The organism is Bradyrhizobium sp. ORS 111 (genome assembly GCF_045571485.1).
Classification (GTDB): domain Bacteria; phylum Pseudomonadota; class Alphaproteobacteria; order Rhizobiales; family Xanthobacteraceae; genus Bradyrhizobium.
Genome location: NZ_CP120701.1, coordinates 2,508,953 through 2,531,302 on the forward strand (window position 1 = coordinate 2,508,953; position 22,350 = coordinate 2,531,302).

The following is a 22,350-nucleotide window of genomic DNA, read 5'->3' on the forward strand; positions in this document are numbered from 1 at the left end:
TACGGCGCTCCTGCCAAATGGTTCACGCCGTGAATGACGCCGATCGAATAAGCCGGATCGCTCGATTAAGACACCTCTCGGACAGAGGCCTTGAACTCCACGTCGAGTTCCCGGGGTAATGAGTGCCTGAACGCGATCGTGCTCGGAGGACACCCAGCTTCGCCGCTGGAGGGTTTCGCGGAAAAAATATTTGAAAGCTTGAGGAGAGCGGACGCGTGAGGTCCGTTCTGCGGTGCATGACGACAGCGGCAATGTTGTGAGACGCTGACGATGAGAGCATCATGCCCTCCTTGATCGTTGTCGCAAGGCCCGCGCGATCACGAACGGGAAACTGTTTACGGAAGGGTGCGCCGAATTGGAAATCATACAACTTGACGCTACGTACGATTCAAGCTCCCGCACGGTTGCGCACGAATGTATTTTTGAACACCCGGGCTCAAGCGCAGCGCGCCTCAATTCCGCCACGCTACTTGTTTCATTCCCGGCAATATCATCCGGATGTACTGATGATGTGGGGTGGACCCGGCGCACTTATTACCCGGCAAAGTGCGTCGGGGGCGCCTTGGTTCAGGGCCTTCGATGACCAGAGCCAAGCAGCTCATCTAGCTTTCATAAGAGTTTGGAACGTTCGATCCTGTCAGCACGCGTACGCGATGCGCTCTTGTGCGTCAGCACCTGCTGTCGTCTGCTCTCATGCAATCGCTTACTGCCCGTTAGGGCCGGAGCTTGTGTCATTCGCACAAAATCGCTCATGCTTTTCATCTCGGCATCGCGACGCCGAACATCGCCAAACGGACGTTCGATGGGTGGGACGCGCCAGGACGAACAGGCTCCCCAAGGGAGGCGAGGCGTGTGAAATGATATAGATACAATCTCTCGATGATCCAGCGCCGGTGGCGAGCGCCGGCCGATCGGTCGCCCTTGAACGCGTCCCGATTTTCGCTGTTTTGGAAACGAAGATTTGTCACGGCAGCCATGAATACTGGCCGAGCCAGTTTTGGGGCGGGGCGGTGAAGCGCGACATCGCCCCAAGCCGCCGGCTTGATCGCCAAGCGCCGTGCACTCTTCCTAAGATCGTACTCACGTATGATTAAACTAAAGGTTGCATATGGAACTGAGCGAAGGCCGACGGAAGATCGCCGCGATCAAGTTCGACCGGGATGGAACCAGGGCTCAATCACCACAATGTTGAGCAGGAAGCTGCTATTCTCACCGGAATAGGGGAGGGTCGGGTTTTCATTTTGCCCGCAATTGCCAACCTGTCCTTGCCTAGTATATCTAAATCTATATATGCGGATATACGCGTAGTGTAGAGAGCTGCGTCATGGCCTTCTATATTAAGAATCCGGAGCCCGATGCGCTGGCCCGCAAGGTGGCCGCGCTCAAACGAATTGGCCTCACCGAGGCCGTGCACACCGCGTTGGCCCATGAGCTCGAGCGCGAACAAGGCACTCCCTCCCTAGTCGAGATCGGCGTTCGGTTCTGCAGCGAGCTGCGCGCGAAAGGCAATCCGGCGAAGGGCCAACCGGCCGACCGGGCGTTCCGCGACAGCCTGTACGAGGATGGCTGATGTTCATCGATGCCTCGGCGCTGACGGGCGCTGCTCACTGATGAGAGCGAAGCGCGCGAGCTTCTGGCCCGCCTGCAGATGACGCGAACCCGCCTGACTTCGCCGCTGGCGGCGTGGGAGGCGGCAATCGCGGTCGCGCGGGTGCTCAACCTGCCGATCCACGAGGCGGCGCAGGCATTAGAATCCTATCTCGCGCTGGTCAAGATCGAGATGGTGGCGGTGCCGCCGCAGGCGGCCAGGATCGCGCTCGACGCCTTCGATCGCTACGGCAAGGGCCGCCATCCCGCGCGGCTCAATTTCGGGGACTGTTTCGCCTATGCCTGCGCCAGACACCTGGGCCAGCCCTTAATGTTCAAAGGTGGCGATTTTGCGCAGACTGACATCGAGGCGGCCTGACCGGAGTGCGGCAAGAGGCCGACGTCGCCCCCAGGGCGCAGCCAACCCACCAACGTGACAGAGGCGCAAATCTCTAGTTCTCGGTGGTCCAAACTTCGGTCTCGCTGCAACAATTCCGAGAGGTTAACCGCAACTCAGTGGCAGGTCACGAGGGAAGGTTGAGAGTGCCTATCACGGTGAAAAGACACGGCTATCGCATATGGCACTGGCGAGCTTATGTGATGGACGCTCCGAGATTCGTCGGGCACCTTGTCCCGGCAATGACGTCTTTTTCGCCGGGAAGCCAAGACATGGATGCCAAGGGCGGCCCAAGGCCGGCATGACGAGTTTGTGGAGTTACCCAACGTAAAAAGGGCGCATCGAAACCGCGGCACGAGCCGCATATGCGACAGCTCTGGGTAAAAGCGGGCGGCAGTCACCTAAACCGGCTGGCAATAAGAATAGTAGAGCTGCTGCGAATGAGTTGTCACTGCATCGCAGTGACCTTGGCATCGAGTAGTCTCTCGACGCGCGCTTGGGCTGAAATCCGGCCTGGAGGTGTCGTCTTACAGCGCCTTGCTTGATCGACGTCAACCAATGTCAGGCCGCACGAACGGCATTGTCGCATTTCCTCCTGATGTCGCGATTGCTTCAATCTGCAGTGCGCTGCAATCCTGGTCAAGCACTTGTCTTGATGGTCGATTTTCTCAGCTCCTGCGATTGGTACGACACTTGCTGCTGCCACCCCAGTTCTTCTCCCGCCTGGAGATGCGCATGCAAAGTGTTCTCTGCGTCAAGCAGGTCTCTCGGCTCCACGGGTGCCTGGGTAGCCCGGCCGGCATGCACTGGGGAAGCCGATCGCCATTGAGCCATACGATTTGTTCGCGCCGAACTGAGAGCTGCAGACGCCTCATAGTCGCGCAAGGAGCGCTCCATTCGCAACGATTAGGCCCGGCACCTCACCGATCGTGTGCTCGCCCGCAGCCACATACTGACGACCAGATGCGGGCCGGTAACGCCGATCTGCAGGATCGGGACGGGATATGACCCACTTGATTTCGTCTTCGCCGGCAAGCCGAGCATCAACCGCGCAACAGCCTTGGTGGTGTCCGGTGTCGCGAAGCGGGTCAGCACGCTGTAGTTCACCAAAGTGGAGAACCTCGTCATCCCGGCTCTGGCCGAACGCTCCCTCGAGATGCAGCGAAGCGTCGTTGATGCCGCGCGGCGACCTCGCAAGAGCAATTGTCGCCTCTAGCGACTTCCGAGGGTTTCCGGCACGCCCGGCGTGCTGTTTAAGCCTGGAAAAGCGAGCGTCGCCGCAGCGCTGCTGCTTGATCGACCCGCCCGCGATTTTGCACCTGCCGCAAAGAGTAACGGATCCGACAACAGCGGCTGCCACGGGCGGAGCGTCTAAGCGCGCAAAGAGTGGAGTCGGACAGTGCAGTTGATCGTACAGAACTTGCCTTCGCCCAGAGCAAGCTCAATAGAACGGCGCGAGGCTGACCGTTTGGCGCGCCCTCCAGAGGCGCCCATAATGGATCTTTTCAGCTTCACCGAATGCGCAAATCAAACGCAATCCCTCAGAGTGTTATTCGAGCTCCTGGTGAGCTGCGCGAGCAAGGAGGGATTCAGCGAAGTTGCCTACGGAGCGCTCAATTTCGTGGAGCCGCTTCGTTTTCCGGAATATCCACCGCCCACAGTGGCCGTGAAATGGCCTGCAGATTGGTGCGATCGATATTTTAAACGCAAGTACCATACGATCGATCCAATCGTCCGCCGAACACCAATGCTTGCTCGGCCGTTTCTCTGGGATCAGCTCTCCGAGTACTATCAACTCCAGGCCGATGAAAGGCGGGTACTGAATGAAGCCAGAGAAGCGGGACTGAAGCACGGAATGAGTGTGCCATTGTTCGGGCCGCTTGGACGACTCTCGGTGGTATCGTTTGCATCGCCGTCCGACGATGTTGATCCTCGACATCGCATCAGCCATCTCAACGCGCTCGCTTGGCACTTTCACACCGCGTGCGTGGAGATCGTGCGTCCCTCCGACGACAGCTGCAATAGGAAAGTGACGCTCTCCGAGCGCGAATTAGAGTGTATGCGGTGGGCGGCAGAGGGCAAATCGTCGTGGGAAATGGGGGTTATATTGAAGATCAGCGAAAACACAGTGAACTTTCATCTCAAGAACGCGATGCGTAAACTGGGTGCGACAAGTCGGATCCAAGCCATCATTATTGCGATGCGTCTCAATCTTCTCTGAAACCAACTGCGTGGAAGTCGTGTTGAACGAATGCAGATGTGACATCGGATCCTGACGCGTCCAGGGAGTTGGCGCGGGACGTGTTGCAACGATCACAAAATGCCTCTGGCATCGCGAACCAGAGTAGCCCATCGAGGACGATCGGTCCTGACGAGCCGAACCGGCTCGCCGGAAAAACGAGCCGGCGATCTCGAATCGGGGAGCTTGGAATGCGGCGGCCGCATGAATGATTGTTGCTCGCGACAGACGCACCAAAAGCAGGAGCCCCGACCAAAGGTCGGGGCTCCTCGATTCGTCGCCCCAAGCGCGCAGAGATCAGTACTTGGGCAATGCCGGGCCGAACTTGTAATTGAGCCGCGCGGTCACGAGATCGATATCCTGGCTGATACGATCGGTGGCGACCCCGCCAGCGGCCGTGGTGAAGGTGAGATTGCTGTCTGGCATGAACAGGTGGTCATACTCGACGCCAACCGACCAGCTGGGCGTCAGGCTGACTTCAAAACCGGCGCCGATCGTACCACCCCAACGAATATTGTCGCTCTTGGCAAGCTCGGTACCGGTAGATGCCGCGTTGATCTGATAGGTATTGCTGGTCACCGCAGCTCCGCCCTTTGCGTAGAGCAGAACGTTATTGAACGCGTAACCGATCTGACCGGTAAGCAGACCGAACGCATCGACCTTGGTGCGAATCGTATCTGCGGGGAAGGCAGCGCTCACATTGGAGCCGCTGAAGTCGGCCCAGTTACCTTGGGCTTCGAGACCGTAGACCGTGTTGAATATCTGCCAACGATAGCCGATCTGGCCACCGAGGGTTCCGCCAACCGCGTCATGGCAGCCCTCGGGTAGGATGCCCCCGGCGTCCCAGCAGTTGCGGCTCGAGCCCCAGCCGCCATTGATACCGATATAGTAGCCCGTCCAGTCATTGAGCGTGGCGGTTACGGGGGGCGGGGGAGCCTTGGCGATCGGCTGCGCAGCGAGGTCCGCGCCAAATGCAGGCGTCAACGCGCCAAGCGCGAGGATGCTTGCAGTCAAAAGCAGCAAATTCTTCATTCTGGTGTCGTTCCTTTCGATGTGCCCGGCGCTGCGCGTCTTAGCAAGATCGTCACGAATTGCTGTAACTTCAGCACAACATGTTTTCGGAAGAAATGGCTGCAATCGTACGCTGCGTCAGCTTGCAGAGTCGTCGTGATGATGCGTGATGACGACGGCAGCCGCTTCGTCCTGCCGCAGGCCATTGTCGAAAGCGGCAGGTGCGAGCTCCCACCGAGTATCATTTGTCGGGCGGGACGCAGGTCGTGTGCCCGCACTTACGACGTCATGATACTCGCCGAGCCGCGGACATTGGCGCGCCACCCGGATCTTATCGATCGCTCGGTCGTCGCTCGTTTTGATCTGGCAAAGAACGATCTCGACCGTCCAGTGGACTCGTGCCTCGATCATAAATGCTTATTCGGCGCTGGGCATTGCCAGACTGAGATCCTCAGACGCCCACCTTTAGTCCGGAAAGCGGTCGCTAACATCTCTCTATCCCCGCCTATCGTTTTGGTGGCCCCGCCAGTTCGGCACGTAGCTTTGCTATCGCCTCGTTTGCTAGCTTCAATGTGCTGCGTTCACCGCTCATAATTGAGCATTGCAGATGAGCTCGCAGTCGGCTGTGCAAAACTGTCTTGCGAGTGTGTGCCAAGATCGGATCGGCCTCGACAAAGCGCCACGCCTTATCAAATGCAGCGCTTACGAGAGCCTGCGGCGTTTGATCGGGCTTGGATAAAGTCTGGTCCATCTCAAATGCTCCTGCGACATGCTGATGCAGAGGGTGATGACCAATCCGGCTCCCCGATTTGCGTGCTCAGCGTGCCATAGTGGAGCATTGGATCCGTTGGCGGCATGCCCATTGAGGGAGAACGCGGCCGCTGACATTAATAGCAACGCTCGTTGAACTTGAGATGACCGCCGTCAGGTCTCGAAGTAATTTGCATTGCTTGTGGCCGAGTACTCTGCTTGCGGTGGCGGCCGTGCGACATGGACTTTGAAGTCGTAACCGGCTTTTGCGCTCTTCCGGTGCAGCGCTCCGATCGTTCAATTTAGCGCTTCCGAACTTTAGAGCGGCTTTCTGCAAATTTGTTTCCGGGACGCTCGTATTCGTGACATGCCCATCCGGATCGGGACTGTTGCCGAGGTGCCCGGATGCGGAAGTCCGGCGCGCGTGGCGCAGCGTTTGCTTCTCAGCGGAGCGAATCGTGCATGAGAGAGGAGTGGTGGTTCAATTGAGGCGATCATGCCTAGCAGCGCGGGCACGCTTGCCCGATTGTGGCTTCACGCAGCGTTCGACAGGTGCGGGGAGGTCGTTCTTGGTGGGTTGATGTAACCGTCAAAAGTTAGCGGTTCACCGGGTTGCATTGCATGCCGGCTCGCGTGCCCGCGCAAACGAACGATTCGCTGCCGTATCAGCTCTCGTCGGCACGCGGCCGTTGCGAGAAGCGTCTTGTCGTCGTGGCTCCGGCGGTCTGCAGCGTAGGCCAGGTCCCCGGTTGCTTGCCGGCTTTCGCTCGACTGCGGAAGGGATGCCGCTTAGTTCGTCGTCTGTGATGCTGGCCTCGCGCGACGGACGCATTGCGCCCGTGCGCCTTGCTTCACGCCAGCAGGACAACGACGATTTGTGTCGAAGAGGAATTGCGGCAGGCCGGAAAGATGCTTGTTAGCAGCTCGCAATCTGAGAGAATAGTCTTCGGATAATGCGGCATCAGAGCATCTATGAACTGCACGCGCAAGGATTGGAGGTCGGCTTTATCAATCGGCAGGAGCAAAGGGCCGCAGGAGTTGGATCGGAAACATGCAGCCGACCCTCGGTAATCACGGCATGCGACAAAATGAACTTGGCGACTGTCGACCGGTTGGTTGGAGTTTGCAAGGCTTCTGGTAAGGCAGCGATCGCGAGGTCAAAAATTCTGCCGAGAAGCTGAAGGTCTTCCGGATAGTAGACAACGTTGGGTCCCTGTAATATTCGTCCGGTTTCCCGCTCGCCAACGCCATCGCTGGTTCTCGGCCTATCGAGGCTATCGCGCTCTGTTTCCGCCACTATCAGTGCGCTTGTCAGCGCGTTGAGCAACTGAATCGTTTCGCGAGCACCATTGTCTTCGCAAACGGGTCCTGCGCTGGCGTCTGCCAGCTGGTTGGCGCCGTGTTTGAAGCAGTGAGTGTTTGAATCGCAACGCTCGATGTCCACTGTATTTCTCCGGATTAATCGAAAATGAGTGATAAGTGCGGGAAGACGAGTCGTCTTCCCAATTCCGCTTGGTAGGTCTTGACCTCGCGCGGAAACCGCGGGCGGTGTCGATAAATGACCTGCGTCTTCGCAATCGACGTCCGTTGAAAGTCAGGCGCGTAGGTGCCGGACTCGGGACCGCAGCGCCCTGGTCTTCATCATCGTTACAAATCGCACAACCTCCCCATGACGTTCCGGTATGATCGTGAACTGCTCTGATGCGCGGCGGGTGCACGGAGCGTATCTTGACGCTGAGATACGACGACATGAACCATTGGCGGGGGCGTGGAGAGCGATCACGTCATCGGACACTGGCGAACGGCTTTCCGACAAGCACACAGCGCTTGTCGCTTCCAAAAAATCGGCGAGAGCCGGGCATAAGACGCGAGCGAACTATCGGCCGTAGCGGGCAGGTCCACTGCGAGACTGCTTACTCATCGAGATTGCCAAGCAGGCGGCTTGAGAAGCGCTGTCATGAAAAGCACGAAAAAAACCGGACGAGCTGCGATGATCAAATGGCCGAACGTTCTGTCATTGGTCCGACGCAGAGGAGCAGATGCATTGCGTAAGAGCACAAACTCGTTTCGCCAGAGAGCAGCCCGGACTGATCGGCGGAAGGTGGCGGCCGTGCCGGTGGCCAGTCTGACGACCCGCGCAGGGCTGCACAAGGCGGTCCTGGCGATTGGCGACAGTTCGTTGGCTTGGCTCTCGCGCGGCGTACCCACGCGCACCAACCGATCAAAGGAGGCGAGACCCAATCGTTCTGATTGCTCGCTTGGCGAAAGATGATTGTTATTGGCCGAGCGCGTGATCGGGCGAGGTGAACCGACTGCCACGGCTGCGCGATGATCGCAAGCTGACGGGCAGGGACCTCGATGTTGGGGCAACAGCTTGCTCGCAAAAGGTCGCTTCGGCCTGCAGGGACCGAAGATCTGGAATTGCTCGTGATGTGACATTCCGGGGATGCTTTTTAAGAATTGGCAGTTGAGTATGGGCGTTCGACTGGAACCGGTAAAATCCATTGTGTTTATGGAACGCATCCAGGCCACCGATCGGCCGTGGTCGATGCGCGGATAGCCTCATGCGTGTGCCTTGAGGCAAGTGCGGGATATGGGTCGATGGTCATGATTGGCGACTGCGTCCCTGAACCACGAGCACTCAGCATATATCCGTCATAGGTGCGATATGGGCGGACTTGGTCCGGCTTCTGCGCGCTTCGACATACGGACCGATCGTCTCAAAATCGAGGACCTAGGAGCTTGCCAATGACCAGGGCGGACTCGCCGAAGCGATAAGCAGATCCGAATCTGTATCGGCTTGGGCGAGGGAATAGCGTTGCGGGAATGTACCCCCATAGCGTCAGGCAGGCGGCCTCGGACCGGGTTTCGATGCCCTCGGCGACCGGGATAAGCGATACGAAAGCCCGCTACTGTACTGGACTTTCGGCTTCTGCAACGAGCAGGTGTCGTCAGTCCCGACATATACAAAGTGCGGCCGAGCCGGGACGATGACGATTGGTCGTGACGGTGACCATCTCCTCGAGGAGAGCGCTTGAACGTCAGCCTGCCGACGGAGCAAATTGACTTCGGCATGGAACATCGGAGAGTTGTTAAACGGACCGATCGGGAGACGAGCCCTACCAGAACTCGTAGTTGGTCCACTCTCGGGAATACGACTACCTGTGGGGCGGACTGTTCGAAGGCTGCCGAGGTTGGAGTGAAGCGTGGTCAAGGCAAAGTCGCGAGTTGAAAAGCCCACGCTCGCTGATCCAGACGATGATCCCTATCTGTGGCTGGAACAGATCGAAGGCAGAAGAGCGCTTGACTTTGTCGAGCGGCAGAAGAGTAGAACGCTGCAAGCGTTTGGCGGAGCGGCAACCGGCCGCGATCGCGACACGCTCACGGCGATCTACGACCGGCCAGACAATATTCCCTATGTCAGCCGGCGCGGTGGCTATCTCTACAATCTCTGGAAGGATGCTGACAATCCACGCGGGCTCTGGCGGCGAACCACTTTAAAGGAATTTCGCAAGCCGGAGCCGAGGTGGGAATTCCTCCTCGACATCGATCAGCTCGCCGCCGCCGAGGGTGAAGACTGGCTATTGAGGGCGACAGCCTGGCTGCCTGGGTCTCATTCGCGGACGATTTTGAGCCTGTCGCGCGGCGGCGGCGATGCCGTCACTCTGCGAGAGTTCGATACCGAGGCGAAAAGCTTTGTTCGCGGCGGCTTCCTCCTGCCGGAAGCCAAGAGCAGCGTCGATTGGCTCGACCCGGACACGCTGGTGCTGTCAAGCTCTTATGGAGACGGCATGGCGACGACCGCCGGTTATGCACGCACGGTGAGACTGTGGCGGCGCGGCACGCGAGCGAACCAAGCGACAGTCACGTTTGAGACCACAACCGATCATGTGGGCGTCCGTTGCGCAGTCGACCACACCGCTGCATCGCCAAGGATGTGGTACGTGGACGACGCGGACTTCTTCAATTCTGTCGTCTGGCTCGGCGATAGATCGGGCCCCACGACGAAGCTGGATCTGCCGAGCAGCATCCGGATACAGCCTCATCGCGACTGGCTTGCCATGAAGCCCCGCGAAACCTGGTCTCCGGCCAGGCAGAACTATGCCGCGGATACGGTCCTCGTCACCTCATTGGCGGCTTTCCTCGGAGGCAACCGTCAGTTCGACATTCTCTTCGAACCGGGCCCGCGCCGCGCGCTGCAGGGATTTTTTTGGAGCGCAGGCAGGCTTGTGCTCTCCATTCTGGACGAACTGCGGCCTCTCTTCGAAATAGCTACGCCGCACGCAGACGGTTGGACCCGCCAGCAGTTGCGTGGACTGCCCGATATCGGTGTCGCGGACGTCTGGCCTCTCGATCGCTATCCGTCCGAGAGCAATGGCGACTTGCTCGCCAACATCCAGGATCCGCTTACGCCTCCGTCACTGATGTTGATCGAGCAAGGTGTCGCCAGTCCAGCCGTGCTCAAGCGGGAGCCCAAAGCGTTTGCCGCGGATGGTCTTGTGGTCACGCGACATGAGGCCGTCTCGGTCGATGGCAAGCGCATTCCTTACGTAGAAACTGGTCCTGCGGACCAGACGGGCAAAGCGCCGGTCCATATGAGCGGCTATGGCGGCTTTGGGCTTTCGATGAAACCATATTACAATTCGGCGCTCGGCAAGCTGTGGCTGGAGCGCGGCGGCACCACGGTGCTGGCGAATTTGCGCGGTGGCGGTGAGTTCGGCACGCGCTGGCACGACGCCGGCCGCTTCGCCGGCAAGAGATTGTCGCACGATGATTTCGCAGCGGTCGCCGCCGATCTCGTCCGCCGCGGCGTGACACGGCCGAAACGCATCGTCGCCGAGGGCGGATCGAACGGCGGCCTCCTCATCGCCAACATGCTCACGCGATATCCTGAGCGCTTCGGCGCGCTGTTCTGCACGGTCCCGCTGATCGACATGCGTCGCTACACCAAGCTGCTCGCGGGAACGAGCTGGATCGCTGAATATGGCGATCCCGACAAGGCAGAAGACTGGAATTGGTTGAAAACCTATTCGGCCTATCATGCCGCAAAGCCTGGCCGGCCCTATCCGCCGATCCTGATCGCCACCACGCGGCGCGACGATCGCGTTCATCCCGGCCATGCCCGCAAGATGGTGGCGAAGCTGCAAGCGATGGGCTATGAGGCCTATCTCTACGAACTCGCCGCGGGCGGCCACAGCTATGGCAAGAACAACAAGGAGCGGGCCGGCTTTCAAGCGCTCGGTTTCAGCTTCCTGAAGAGCAAGATCGGCTGGCTGGATGATGAAAATCCAACGAGGCAAGTGTCCACGACCTCGTAAATGCCAGTGCGATTATTGAGCAATATTTCGGCAAGCTCGGCTTAGGACGAGCCAAATCTCTGTGCCATGTACAACGATGTCAGCCGCGGCCTGCGCTAATGGCCAAAGACAGGCAGAGTGCCTTCGAGGCGATATTGTTTGCCGCATCAAAAAAGGATGACAATCTGTCTGCAGAGATTGTCGCGCTACCATTTGTCGAAGTGACGATTGGAAATCTGGTCGGATCTCCAGGCGCCTTCTCTCACAGCGTAGCCTTCCAACGTGGCGGAGCGACAGCCTGGACCTCATCATTTCGCCGAACGCTGGGACCGACCTGGAGGCGCTCGTGGGGGGCGCGCAAGCGTCCTCCACGGACGTTCGTCGATTACAGGTTCATGTTCAGGATTTTTGTCAAAGACGCGGATGGTCCATGGTCACGCTCATGCTCGAACGCGGTGAAAAACCAGCGTGGCCGGAAAATCTATCCGAACGGGGCTGGAACTGAGGCTGCCCTGCCATACGATGTGATCCCAAGGGCCGCATGGCGGTCAGCATGCCCGAGCGATGATTTCGGATTGGATCGTGCTTGCGGTGTACAGCGAGACATCCAGCGGCAGATTCCCAAAAGCAAGCTGACAAAGCAGGTAGTTGGCACCTGCCTCCTCCATCTGGTTAAGAAGGTCCTGTCGCACGGAAGATGGCGTTCCGACGACGCACAACTCACTCTCAAGTGCCGCATCGAAGGTCAGCGGCAGGTTAGGTGGTGTGGGAATGGCATTGAGCTCATAAAGAAATTTAAAGCTCTCCAGCCATCGTTGGTAAGCCGTTGCCGCCAAGGAGTAGGCGTCCTGGTGGTCGCGCGCAATCACAACCATGCGGAGCAACCCAAGGAATGGCTCCCGATCGCTCGCCTCAGCGCTGTGCGTTCGATGAGCTCGGAAGGCGTCCGTGACTGTTCGCACGATTGAGGAGGGACCTACACATGCGAGATTGGCGCCGTTCGCGGCCGCCCAAGCCGCCGACTCGGCTCGATTGCTGGCGATCCATGTCGGCGGATTGGGACGCTGATGAGGCCTCAGCGTCACAGGGATGCCCCTGAGTTCAAAATGCTGCCCCTGATAGGACAGTGAATGCTGTTTCATCGCGCTCGCAAGGATTTCGCTGGCTTCGTCATAGCGGCTCGGCGCGACGTCGGCGCCAATACCGAAATAGCCCAACTCGATCGGCACCGAGCCTCGTCCGATGCCGAGCTCGAGCCGGCCGCCGCTCAATTGGTCCAACATACAGACTTCTTCAAACGCGCGTAATGGATGATAAAGATTGAGCAGCATGACCAGAGGACCAAGGCGAAGGCGCCGCGTGCGCTGCGCGACACTTGACAGGAACAGATTCGGCGACGGACCTCTGCCGTGTGGGGTGCAGTGGTGCTCTGCCAGGTGATACGCGTAGAAACCAAGAGAGTCGCACTTCTCCGCCAATGTGAGACGGTCCGCGTATTGCTGAGCTGCGTCGCGGCCGTCGTCATCCAGATGGTCGAAGATGCCGCAGGTCAACTTTGAAGGAATGCCGTTGTTCATTCGAATTGTCTCCGATTGTAGGTTACTGCAGGCCGGCCCGATCCGCGCCGTCGAAGGAGCAGTGTTATCGACGTTCATGCATGCGACGGCTTGTCAGCATTCGTTGCCTCTTTGGCCGGTTGCACGATGCGCAAGCGCGAAGATGATCTCGGCCGCCCGCCGCCGTCACCCGGCGTTGGTTTCTACTTGTCGTCACTGTTTGCCGTTTGGACATCTGCACCCGCTGCATAACGTTCGCGCCTGGTTGCTGGCCGTCTTCAAGTGTGCGGAAATCGCGTGGACCGCGGCGAGAAACGCATCGATCTGGCTTGTTGTCCCGATACTAATGCGAATGCTGTTTTCCAGACCCTTGTCGGCAAAGAAGGCGACAAGGATCTTCTGCTTCTCCAGGGCTGCCTGCCACCATCTGCCGTCTTGTGGTCCCGGCACGCGGGCAAGCACGAAGTTTGCGTGGGACGGCGCCACGCAGAAGCCAAGCTGCGACAATTCGGCGCTAACTCTCTCCCGTTCTTGCTTGATATGCCGATGATTGGCTTCATAAGCGCTGCGATGTGCAAGAATGCTGATGCCAACCGCGTGAGCGATCACATTCATATTGAAGACGTTCTGGATGTTACGGAGTCTGCCAATGAGCTCGGGATGACCGATACCAAAGCCAACGCGAATGCCCGCGGCGGCATAGCTTTTCGAGAGCGTCCGCAGGATGAGAAGATTTGGATAACGGCTAAGGAGACGCAGGCCGTTGTCAGGAGCGAAGTCGACATAAGCCTCGTCCAGAACGATCAGGCGATCGGATTGGGCCAGCAGGCGTTCGATATCGGCGATCGGAATGAAGAGTCCGGTCGGATTATTCGGGTTCGCCAACAGAAGAAACTTGGCAGCTGTTGCAGGCCCGGACAGAAGCTGTTCGATCGGCAAACGCTGAGGAGCTGCGCATTCGACCTCTATCAATTGGGCAGCTTGCAACATGGCGAGCTTGCGGTTGAACGTGAAGCCTGGGGCGACCATTGCGATGCGGTCGCCAGAGACAAGGAAAGCCTTGTAGATCAAGCCGAGAAGTTCAGATGATCCGTTGCCAGCGATCACATGATTCGTCGGGACGCCGTAGGCGTTGGCGGCTGCCTCCCTCAAGCGGAGGTTGTCATGCTCCGGATAGAGATGCTGCCGTTCAAGGGCCGCTAGCGCGCCTTGCATAACAATGGCGGGCATGGGGAAGGGATTCTCGTTCATATCCAGCTTCACGTAGCTTGTGTCTGGAGCCGCCCGGGCAGTTGGCAGAACTTCCAATCCGCGCGCCACCGGGCTGAGGGCGGAAAGCACGCTTCGCAGTTTATCGTCCGACATGGTGTGTTCTCCCTATGAATAGCCAAGTGCCGGCGCAGCGTATGCGGGTCGATTGAGCTGATGAGACGTTGCAGGAGATTGATGATTGTTATTCGCGGACGACGCTGCAGGTAAACCAAAGCCTCGCAGCGAGGGGAGGTCGAACCAGGAGTCCTCGACGCGAAATGACCGATACCAGACAGACTGTGACGAGCTCGACTTGTCGGCGCGAAGCAAATCATGACTCGTTCCGCGAGGAAGCGCTTCCGCGCCTAATCAGCTTTGGCGTCAGTGTTCCGGGTGCGAATTCGTCGTTCGGCACATTGGCATCAGACAAGTCCGATAGCACGACAGCGAGCACAACGAACGCGATGATGATCGCGAACGCCACGACAATCGCGAGGATCGCAACGCCTAGGTCGAGAGGATGTCTCGTCATGCGATGGCCTTGCTCAATATCCAGGCGCTATTCGGATCGGGACGATCAGTTCTGCTCGGCGGCTTCGATGGCGTTATCGTGCCAGCGATAGACGACGAAGCCTGGAGACGCGTTGTCTCCATTGGGATCGAATCGGACCGGGCCGATCACCGTATCGATCGGCTGCGAACGAAGCGCAGCGGCCACCCGTGTCGCGTTGAAGGATCCGGACCGTTTCACCGCTTCGGCCCATGCTTGGACGGCTGCGTAGGCGTAAAGCGTGTAGCCTTCGACGGATGAATTCGAAGCTTTGAGCCTTGCCACGACGTCGGCTGCGCTCGCGTTCTTGGCGGGATCTGGCATGAAGGTGAACAAGGTACCGTTCCCAGCACTGCCCGTGATGGCCCAGAATTCAGAGGTCATCAGTGGATCGTTCCCCACCACCGTCAGGCCGGTACCAGCTTGTGCCGCCTGTCGCACAATCAGCCCGATTTCAGTGTGATAGCCGCCGATATAGGCAATCTGGATCCCGTCCTTTTTCAGTCTCGAGACGAGTGCCATGTAGTCCTTTTCGCCGGCCACATAGCTTTGCCGCACGACACTTGCGCTGCCGTCGCGAAGCCTTGCCTCGACAATATCGGCAATGCCCTTGCCAGCTGTACTCTTGTCGTCAAGGACAGCGATCGCCTTGTTCGGATAGTGCCGCAGGATGTATTCGGCTGCCACGATGCCTTGGTGGTCGTCGCGGCCGCAAATGCGAAAGACGGTCTTAAGTCCGCGCTCTGTCAGCCGCGGATGGGTGGATCCAGGCGAAATCTGAATAATTCCCGCCTCGGCGTAAACATCGGAGGCTGGAATCGACGAGGACGAGCAGAAGTGGCCGACGACCAGCCGGACCCGATCGATGGTCAGCTTGTTTGCAACCGCGACGGCCTGTTTGGGGTCGCACGCATCATCGACGACACTCAATACGATCCTGGTGTCGGCAAGCAGGCCCGATGCGTTTAGCGCATCGACGGCCGCAGTGGCACCATCGCGCATCTGCTTACCGAATGCAGCGCTGCTTCCACTCATTGGACCAGCTACCGCAATGGAGACATCGGCGGCAGACGCTGCGGAAGCCAGGGCACAACACAGGATGGCTGCGCTTGCAGCGCAACGGGTATGCCAACTCGACATTGTGGAGCTCCCGATGTTTGCCTTGTGCTGTCAGCCTGGTCGCTCCGATCATGGGCTGGTCGGTGCGATGGGCCAGGGTTATCCCCGATCGTTCGTCGAAGACCGTGGGACCCGGGTTAGACCGTACAATTTGACGCTAGGTGCGTTTCAAGCCCCTTATCGGGAGCGCGCGATCAATAAGTCAAAAATTCGTCGGCTGATGAAGCTACAGTAGAAAGAGATATGCGATAGCTCGCTCACCCCCCCCCCCCCGCGAAGGTCGGAAACCGGAGGTCAGTGACATCAGCATCAGGAGGCAGGTCGGCAGTCTCGTATGATCAGGCGGCGCCGCTCAGTACGGCTGATCCTCCAGGGCGGCGAGTGCGAGATCGAGATACTGCATGAGATTGGGATCCCAACCAGCAAGGCTCTGAGGCGCACTCAATCGCGCGAGCACTTTCAGGATTTTTGGGACGGTCGAATCGGCTCCTGCGATTTCGCCGATCAACTGGCGTGCCTCAAGAGCCACCGATCTTGTCCGCTCGCTGCATGGATGCTCGTCGCGATCCACACAGTCACGCAGTTCATCGCGGATTCGTCGCCACCGCTCCTCGCGATCCGCAGCCAGGGTGCACGTGCATGGTCGTGGCTCGGTGCGTTTCTCCACCCGCGCCATCGCATCCAGCGTGGCGGGCAGCTCATCTACACTGACGCGAACTTCGCCATCGGTTGTCATATTGCGTAAGCGGTCTCGCAACAGAGTCGCACGAGCAACTTGCAGCTCGATACGCTCCAGATGCTTGCGCAACAAGTCAGTAAGCGAGGTGCGTCCCTCCATTGCTCTGCGGATCTCCTGAAGGGAGAAGCCAAGCTCGCGCAGCGCTCGAATCTGATGGACACGTTGCATGCTTTCGCGATCATACATGCGATGACCGCCATCCGTGCGCCCCGAGGCGGCAAGGAGTCCGGTATGCTCATAGTGATGCAGCGTGCGTACCGTTACTCCGGTAGCATCTGCAAGTTCGCCAATGCGCCATCGACGCCTTCGTTGTGTAGCTTTGGTCATGTTCTTTCGATTTCAAAGCCTACAACCTGACGTCACGTGAGATTCAAGCTATTTCAATGACCTAGCTGAATCTTCTTCCATTCCGGCGCAAGCAAGGGGACGATCTTAGGGTGCCGCTCGATCAAGCGGCAGGGGAAATAGCGTCCATCAAGCTGATCAGGGACGCCAAGCCAGCTTCGCTCGTCGCTGCTCGCTCCAGAATGAGCTTTGCGATTGCCGTTCGGTTTTCAGGAGTGCGCATCGAGGCGGGCAGCGCAGTGACGGCTTTGTCAAACATCGTTCCCAGGACTGATAGATCCTCGGGATCGAAGATACCATTGTGCTGCTGCAACGTCGGGCTCCCTATTTGTCATTGTGCGAGGCGCGCGCCCATGGCCAAGACGTTTGGCTGCGGTAGGGCCAAAAGGAGACGGGCTGGCGGCGTGCAGCGGCGATGATGCGGTATGCCCTCAAGTGATGCCGTCGAGCAACACAATCGTGCATCGCTTTGTCTTGATGTCTCGCGAGCGATTGAGCGAGCCGTTCTTCGCACAATCTATCAGCTGACGACATTGGAGTGGCCGAGCAAAGCGAGAATAGCACTATATTGCTGCCGTCGGATGTTGGGCTCTGTTTCCTGAGCAGACTCTATTGCCGGCTGAGCGCCGTTGCTCGGGCGGGCGGCTCGATAGCAATTTGCGACGGGCTGCACAATAGGGTGGTGCAAGTGGTCAGTCTGAAAGCTGTCGCGCGCGAGACGACAATAGCAATCGGCAGAGTCCAAATGTCAGGCGGTTGAGGTGGCCAAATCCGGCATCCGATTCACGGGTGTGGCGCGCTTTATGGAATTGCGCTCACGATGAATGGGAGTCCGCCCTCACGAAGTATCCGGACGGGCGCTGATTGGTGGGAAGAATGGCTGAAGCGAGGTGCCGACTGGACTTCGAGCGTTTAGATGCTCGCGCGACGTCACGAGGAGGGGACATGCATGACGCTTCCTGTAACAGTATGTCTCGCATCCATATGCTTGCTGGATCACTATTGTGAAGAGCAGGCCACTGGACGGCTTCAGTGAATGCGGGAAGCGAGAACGGAAGTGTCACAATGCGCAGTGGCGTCGTTTTCTCGAAGTGCTTAACCAACCGTAGAGGCATCATTCCGATTCGGTCAGTACCTATCAGCATCGGTGGGATCATGCTGAAGCTTTGCACGACGAGGTCGACGCGGCGCTTGAGCCCATGTCTAAGCAAAAAATATTCTTCGATCGAGGGCTTTCGCGTCAGATCGCATCCAACGGCGACCTGCCCGATAGACATATATCTTTCGAGTGTAAGCCGACGCGATAGCCGCTTGTTCGTGTGACAGCCGACGCAGACGAGCCGTTCCTCGAATAGCGCTGCTTTAGGATGCCCGTTTGACATGAATGAATCCGGAAAAATCAGAAAGTCGACTTCCCCACGCCGGAGCAGCTGATCGTGGTCGTCGGCGACCGGCAGCAGTTCGAAGCTGACCGTGGGCGCTTCCTGCGCAACACGTTCCACGATCCGACGAAAAAACACCAGCGTGACGAAATCGGAAAGGCTGATCCTGAACCGGCGCTCCGATTGGGCTGGATTGAACGCCTCCCGCGAAATCACAGAAAGCTGGATGTGCAGCAAGGCCTCGCGAACGGGACCAGCAAGCGCTTCCGCTCGCGGTGTTGGGACAAGTGTTCGGCCGCTCATCGCAAACAAGTCATCGCGGAAATAGGCGCGCAGCCGGGCGACGGCAGCACTCATGGCCGGCTGACTGAGATTGATTCGGCGCGCTGCCGCGGTCAGGTTGCGCTCGGTCATCAGGGAATCGAGGGCGACGAGAAGATTCAGGTCAAGGCCCTTGAAACGCATATCTTTTCACCCCGCTGAAAGCGTTTGCGTTGCACTCCTTGAGCCGCAACGGTTAGGTCTGGAACGATCGCGCTAACCGTCCAGGAGGTCTCGATCTGGCGGCGCGATCGTGAGAAACAGCTCGCGTGTTTGGGCCAACAGGCTGATCGACCCGAGGTGGAGCGGGCGAGGAGCGTGTAACTCGGCGGTTTCGGACCTGATCGTTGCCGCACTCCGGCAACAACATCCCTCAGCGTGAAGACCATTCTAGGTAGAACGCTGGTGTTCACGCCGACAATGTCGCAAGTGCGCTATCGACATCCGTGTGACGGAGCGTTGCTCACGATTGCCAGCCTACAACCTGACGCAGTGTAAGGTTCAAGCGTTTTCGTTCCACTGCTGTTGTTATGGTCCGTAAAGTGGAGCGTTCCTAGGTCTCTGCCGCCTTCGGCGAAGGCGCACGGTCGAATCCAGAGCATCACCATCGTGCAAGAGCCGATCGTGGTGCTTGCTTGGCAAGGTCTGGCAGCATTGGCAGGCGGGAGGCGCCCGCCAAAACCGGCTTGAGATCTGGATGAGTGGGACGTCGGCACCGGAAAGCTCGGCGGGCACGTTGGGTCCGCGCCGCGGCTATCGTCCGATCGAAGCCGGCCCTGCCAAGATGCCGTGAACGCGGTCCTGCTGAAACGTCGCAGGTCAGCGACCGAAGGGCCTTCGAATGCTCTCAGGCGCAAATCAGTATCCCCGCCCGCAACGGCTTGCGAAGGTTCGCGATCAACCTAGCAGCGTCTGCGACGTGGTGGCGTCTCGGGTGGCAAGGTCATGCTTGACGCTTCCTGCAGCAATATCCGCCGCATCCAGATGCTGGCCGGATCGGTATTGTGGGTGGCAGGCCATTGGATGGCTTCGGTGAAGGCGGGAAGGGCCAGCGGTGGTTCGACGATCCGTAGGGGCACCAGTTTTTCAAAGTGCCGAGCCAATCTTAAAGGCATTGTTCCGATCCGAGTGGTGTCCAATACGACCGGGGGGATGAGGCTGAAGCCCTGCACGACGACCTCGATTCGTCTCTTGAGGCCGTGCTCAAGCAAATACCACTCCTCGATATTGGGCCTCAGGGCTCTGCCGAACTTGGCCGCGACATGTCCCATCGACATGTATCTCTCGGCCGTGAACTTGCGTGCGAGCTGCTTATTTGTACGGCAGCCGACGCATACCAGTGTTTCCTCAAACAGACTGGCCTTGGGGTGCGCGCTCGACATGAACAATTCGGGCACGACAAGGAAATCGACTTCGCCACGTCTGAGAAGCTCGCCGGGTTCATCTGAGAAGGGAAGCAACTCGAAGCGGACAGCGGGAGCCTCCCGAGCGACGCGGTCTATGATCTTTCGGAAGAATACGATCGTCATGAAATCGGAGAGGATAATCCGGAAGCGCCGGCTCGATTGAGCCGGGTCGAACGCGTCCCGCGAAATGATGGACAGCTGGATGTGCAGCAAGGTCTCCCGAATTGGAGCAGCGAGCCCTTCTGCGCGCGATGTTGGGACAAGTTCGCGACCCCTCATCGTAAATAGTTCGTCGCGGAAGTATGTCCGCAGCCGTGCGATCGCGGCGCTCATGGCCGGTTGACTGAGATTGATCTTGCGTGCCGCTGCAGTGAGATTGCGCTCGGTCATCAGAGCATCGAGCGCAACGAGAAGATTTAGATCAAGGCCCTTGAACCGCATCTTGTGACTCTATCCATCGTATGGATGTGTTCTATCAAAACAATCGATTTTACCCAATCATGCCGAATGTTGGATAGCAAACATCAGTTGGAGAAAGTGAATCAGGCATAGCAAGATGGCTGTCGCTCTTCGCGCCGTGGTTTCCGAAAACAGTTCCAGGGAATGCGCGCAGCGTCAGCCGGGCCACGCTGGGCCGGTCTGTCTTGCTGGACTATGCGAACTGAATTCCGTCAATTTGGTTCGGCGGGCGCTTGGAAAGATCGACAGGCACCTACTTTCGATAAACCTTGGTATGGTTTTTTCATGCCTTTCCATACCGGCGATTTACCCGCGTACACTTGAGGCAACGATCGTCATTGACTTAGGTTCGCGACGACACGGCAGACGCGGATCGCGCGCGCAACTCTCCGTACCACCTGCGAAATGGTTCGCGCGTCCATCGCGTTCAAAGTGTATCGAAAATGCAAATGACACTCATAGATCGGCGGCCTGCGGTGCAGGAGATTGCAACCATCGCCCGTGCCGATAGCTCGTTCGACAGACCGCGAGGCCGTCGAAACGCTTCCGTGCTTTCGGCGTGTGATTGCCGGTCGGGCGGACGTGGTTGGCGGACTGCTCACGTCACCGAGGCCGCTTTCGAGCCGCTGTCGAAGGAGAGCACGCCATGAATATTGCTGTTTCAGGCTCGACGGAAGGTGTTCCCATGCGCTCTCAAGTGCAGTGGATCGTGCGCTGGGAAAACGAGCTCCAGCTCGCCGACCATATCGAGCTGTCCGAATTCTTTCGAAAGAGCTACGGCCCGACGGGCGCGTTCAACGCGCAGCCCTTCGAAGGTGGTCGAAGTTGGGCCGGTGCGCGGCCTGAGCTGCGCATAATCGGCTACGATAACCGCGGCGTGGCGGCACATCTCGGCTTGTTGCGGCGCTGCATCAAAGTCGACGAAGTCGATCTGCTCGTCGCCGAACTGGGACTCTATGCTGTACGACCGGATCTCGAAGGACTCGGCATCAGCCATTCACTGCGCGTGATGTATCCGGTCCTCCAGCAACTCGATGTCCCATTCGGCTTTGGTACGGTTCGTCCGGCGCTCGAGAAGCATCTCACAAGACTGGTCGGCCGACAAAAGCTCGCGACCCTGACCCCTGGAGTTCGCGTACGGTCGACCCGTCCAGACGTGTATCTCAATGTGCCGCCCACTCGGATCGAAGAGGTCATCCTCGTCGTGTTCCCGATTTCACGCGCGATCAGCGATTGGCCGACAGGCACCTTCATTGATCGGAACGGGCCCGAGCTGTGAAGCGGCACGATTGCTTGTCCGTGGTGCGAAGCGAGTACCCGGACATTGACGGGAGTCGGAGCGTCTATTTGACGTTTGACGACGGCCCAAATCCGCTCTGCACACCGGCGATCCTCGACGCGCTGGCGGAGCACCAGTGTCCGGCGACGTTCTTTGTGATCGGCGTTCATGCAGCCGATCAGCCTGGGCTCGTCCGACGAATGATTGCCGAAGGGCATGAAGTAGCAAACCACACAATGACGCATCCCGACCTATCCCGATGCGAGCCCGCCGACGTGGAACATGAAATCGTCGCGACAAGCAGGCTCATCAATGCGGCGTGCCCGCAGGCTTCGGTCCGGCACGTGCGCGCGCCCTATGGCCGATGGACCGACGAGGTTCTCGCTCTGTCAGCTCAGAGCGGGCTTGCGGCCCTCCATTGGTCGGTAGATCCACTGGACTGGTCTCGACCGGGCGTTGATAGCATCGTGAACACGGTACTGGCAGCTGTCCGGCCGGGTGCAGTTGTGCTGCTGCACGACGGATGTCCGCCTGGTGAGTTGGAGCTGGACCATCAAGCTGGTGATCGCGACCAGACCCTCATTGCGCTATCGACTCTGATCCCCGCGCTGCGCACGCGCGGGTTTGCAATCCGTCCGCTTCCTCAACTCCACTGAACAGAC

General features: G+C 58.7%; 17 protein-coding genes and 1 pseudogene. 6 read left to right on the top strand and 12 right to left on the bottom strand.

Going from position 1 to position 22,350, the window contains the following annotated elements; translation table 11 throughout:
• The first annotated feature begins 1,324 nt into the window (after positions 1-1,324).
• Both P6U30_RS11505 and P6U30_RS11510 read left to right on the top strand, forming a co-directional pair.
• Positions 1,325-1,570, top strand: a complete 246-nt coding sequence (locus P6U30_RS11505) for a type II toxin-antitoxin system VapB family antitoxin (protein ID WP_280973111.1) — start codon at positions 1,325-1,327, stop codon at positions 1,568-1,570.
• A pseudogene (locus tag P6U30_RS11510) lies at positions 1,570-1,966 on the top strand (type II toxin-antitoxin system VapC family toxin). Before P6U30_RS11505 ends, P6U30_RS11510 begins: the two are co-directional and overlap by 1 nt.
• A 924-nt stretch (positions 1,967-2,890) precedes the next feature.
• Here P6U30_RS11510 and P6U30_RS11515 read toward each other — a convergent pair.
• Positions 2,891-3,112, bottom strand: a complete 222-nt coding sequence (locus P6U30_RS11515) for a hypothetical protein (RefSeq protein ID WP_280973110.1) — start codon at positions 3,110-3,112, stop codon at positions 2,891-2,893.
• 367 nt (positions 3,113-3,479) lie between these two features.
• Here P6U30_RS11515 and P6U30_RS11520 point away from each other — a divergent pair, with 367 nt between their 5' ends.
• Positions 3,480-4,205 (top strand): LuxR family transcriptional regulator, encoded by a 726-nt coding sequence (locus P6U30_RS11520; protein ID WP_407169216.1) that lies wholly within the window; start codon positions 3,480-3,482, stop codon positions 4,203-4,205.
• A gap of 315 nt (positions 4,206-4,520) precedes the next feature.
• On the opposite strand, the gene P6U30_RS11525 is transcribed toward P6U30_RS11520, so the two are convergent.
• The 4 genes from P6U30_RS11525 to P6U30_RS11540 all read right to left on the bottom strand — a co-directional run bounded on the left by P6U30_RS11525 (position 4,521) and on the right by P6U30_RS11540 (position 7,428).
• Positions 4,521-5,255 carry an outer membrane protein gene (locus P6U30_RS11525; protein WP_280973108.1) on the bottom strand — a complete coding sequence of 245 codons (735 nt, stop codon included), beginning with the start codon at positions 5,253-5,255 and terminating at the stop codon, positions 4,521-4,523.
• 117 nt (positions 5,256-5,372) lie between these two features.
• Positions 5,373-5,645, bottom strand: coding sequence for a hypothetical protein (locus P6U30_RS11530; RefSeq protein WP_280973107.1), 273 nt, complete (start codon positions 5,643-5,645; stop codon positions 5,373-5,375).
• Between the two features lie 94 nt (positions 5,646-5,739).
• A complete protein-coding gene (locus P6U30_RS11535) occupies positions 5,740-5,985 on the bottom strand; it encodes a hypothetical protein (protein ID WP_280973106.1) in 246 nt (81 codons plus the stop codon).
• Between the two features lie 969 nt (positions 5,986-6,954).
• Positions 6,955-7,428, bottom strand: a complete 474-nt coding sequence (locus P6U30_RS11540) for a NolY (RefSeq protein ID WP_407151220.1) — start codon at positions 7,426-7,428, stop codon at positions 6,955-6,957.
• Between the two features lie 1,762 nt (positions 7,429-9,190).
• Between P6U30_RS11540 and P6U30_RS11545 the strand changes: the two genes are divergently transcribed.
• The gene (locus P6U30_RS11545; protein WP_407169217.1) at positions 9,191-11,302 is read left to right on the top strand and encodes a prolyl oligopeptidase family serine peptidase; all 2,112 of its coding nucleotides are present in this window, start codon (positions 9,191-9,193) and stop codon (positions 11,300-11,302) included.
• Between the two features lie 527 nt (positions 11,303-11,829).
• Here the strand turns inward: P6U30_RS11545 and P6U30_RS11550 are convergent.
• From P6U30_RS11550 to nodD1, 7 genes are all read right to left on the bottom strand, one after another.
• On the bottom strand, positions 11,830-12,858 hold the full coding sequence (locus P6U30_RS11550; RefSeq protein WP_407151222.1) for an LLM class flavin-dependent oxidoreductase: 1,029 nt from the start codon (positions 12,856-12,858) through the stop codon (positions 11,830-11,832).
• 192 nt (positions 12,859-13,050) lie between these two features.
• A complete protein-coding gene (gene hisC / locus P6U30_RS11555) occupies positions 13,051-14,202 on the bottom strand; it encodes a histidinol-phosphate transaminase (protein WP_280973101.1) in 1,152 nt (383 codons plus the stop codon).
• Between the two features lie 463 nt (positions 14,203-14,665).
• Positions 14,666-15,673 (bottom strand): branched-chain amino acid ABC transporter substrate-binding protein, encoded by a 1,008-nt coding sequence (locus P6U30_RS11560; RefSeq protein WP_407169218.1) that lies wholly within the window; start codon positions 15,671-15,673, stop codon positions 14,666-14,668.
• A 436-nt stretch (positions 15,674-16,109) separates the two neighbouring features.
• Positions 16,110-16,823, bottom strand: coding sequence for a MerR family transcriptional regulator (locus P6U30_RS11565; protein WP_280973099.1), 714 nt, complete (start codon positions 16,821-16,823; stop codon positions 16,110-16,112).
• A gap of 121 nt (positions 16,824-16,944) precedes the next feature.
• The gene (locus tag P6U30_RS11570) at positions 16,945-17,154 is read right to left on the bottom strand and encodes a hypothetical protein (RefSeq protein WP_280973098.1); all 210 of its coding nucleotides are present in this window, start codon (positions 17,152-17,154) and stop codon (positions 16,945-16,947) included.
• A 502-nt stretch (positions 17,155-17,656) separates the two neighbouring features.
• Positions 17,657-18,688 (bottom strand): LysR family transcriptional regulator, encoded by a 1,032-nt coding sequence (locus P6U30_RS11575; RefSeq protein WP_280980509.1) that lies wholly within the window; start codon positions 18,686-18,688, stop codon positions 17,657-17,659.
• Between the two features lie 758 nt (positions 18,689-19,446).
• Entirely contained in the window at positions 19,447-20,391 is a 945-nt protein-coding gene (gene nodD1, locus P6U30_RS11580; RefSeq protein ID WP_280973096.1) for a transcriptional regulator NodD1, read from the bottom strand.
• A 664-nt stretch (positions 20,392-21,055) separates the two neighbouring features.
• Between nodD1 and P6U30_RS11585 the strand changes: the two genes are divergently transcribed.
• Positions 21,056-21,688 (top strand): NodA family N-acyltransferase, encoded by a 633-nt coding sequence (locus P6U30_RS11585; RefSeq protein ID WP_407169219.1) that lies wholly within the window; start codon positions 21,056-21,058, stop codon positions 21,686-21,688.
• Entirely contained in the window at positions 21,685-22,344 is a 660-nt protein-coding gene (gene nodB, locus P6U30_RS11590; RefSeq protein ID WP_280973094.1) for a chitooligosaccharide deacetylase NodB, read from the top strand. The genes P6U30_RS11585 and nodB overlap by 4 nt, the downstream gene beginning before the upstream one ends.
• Positions 22,345-22,350 lie beyond the last annotated feature (6 nt).

Coding starts and splice junctions, on each gene's coding strand:
- P6U30_RS11505 (WP_280973111.1), top strand. CDS start 1,325: ATGGCCTTCTATATTAAGAATCCGGAGCCCGATGCGCTGGCCCGCAAG.
- P6U30_RS11515 (WP_280973110.1), bottom strand. CDS start 3,112: ATGACGAGGTTCTCCACTTTGGTGAACTACAGCGTGCTGACCCGCTTC.
- P6U30_RS11520 (WP_407169216.1), top strand. CDS start 3,480: ATGGATCTTTTCAGCTTCACCGAATGCGCAAATCAAACGCAATCCCTC.
- P6U30_RS11525 (WP_280973108.1), bottom strand. CDS start 5,255: ATGAAGAATTTGCTGCTTTTGACTGCAAGCATCCTCGCGCTTGGCGCG.
- P6U30_RS11530 (WP_280973107.1), bottom strand. CDS start 5,645: ATGATCGAGGCACGAGTCCACTGGACGGTCGAGATCGTTCTTTGCCAG.
- P6U30_RS11535 (WP_280973106.1), bottom strand. CDS start 5,985: ATGGACCAGACTTTATCCAAGCCCGATCAAACGCCGCAGGCTCTCGTA.
- P6U30_RS11550 (WP_407151222.1), bottom strand. CDS start 12,858: ATGAACAACGGCATTCCTTCAAAGTTGACCTGCGGCATCTTCGACCAT.
- hisC (WP_280973101.1), bottom strand. CDS start 14,202: ATGTCGGACGATAAACTGCGAAGCGTGCTTTCCGCCCTCAGCCCGGTG.
- P6U30_RS11560 (WP_407169218.1), bottom strand. CDS start 15,673: ATGAGTGGAAGCAGCGCTGCATTCGGTAAGCAGATGCGCGATGGTGCC.
- P6U30_RS11565 (WP_280973099.1), bottom strand. CDS start 16,823: ATGACCAAAGCTACACAACGAAGGCGTCGATGGCGCATTGGCGAACTT.
- P6U30_RS11575 (WP_280980509.1), bottom strand. CDS start 18,688: ATGCGTTTCAAGGGCCTTGACCTGAATCTTCTCGTCGCCCTCGATTCC.
- nodD1 (WP_280973096.1), bottom strand. CDS start 20,391: ATGCGGTTCAAGGGCCTTGATCTAAATCTTCTCGTTGCGCTCGATGCT.
- P6U30_RS11585 (WP_407169219.1), top strand. CDS start 21,056: ATGAATATTGCTGTTTCAGGCTCGACGGAAGGTGTTCCCATGCGCTCT.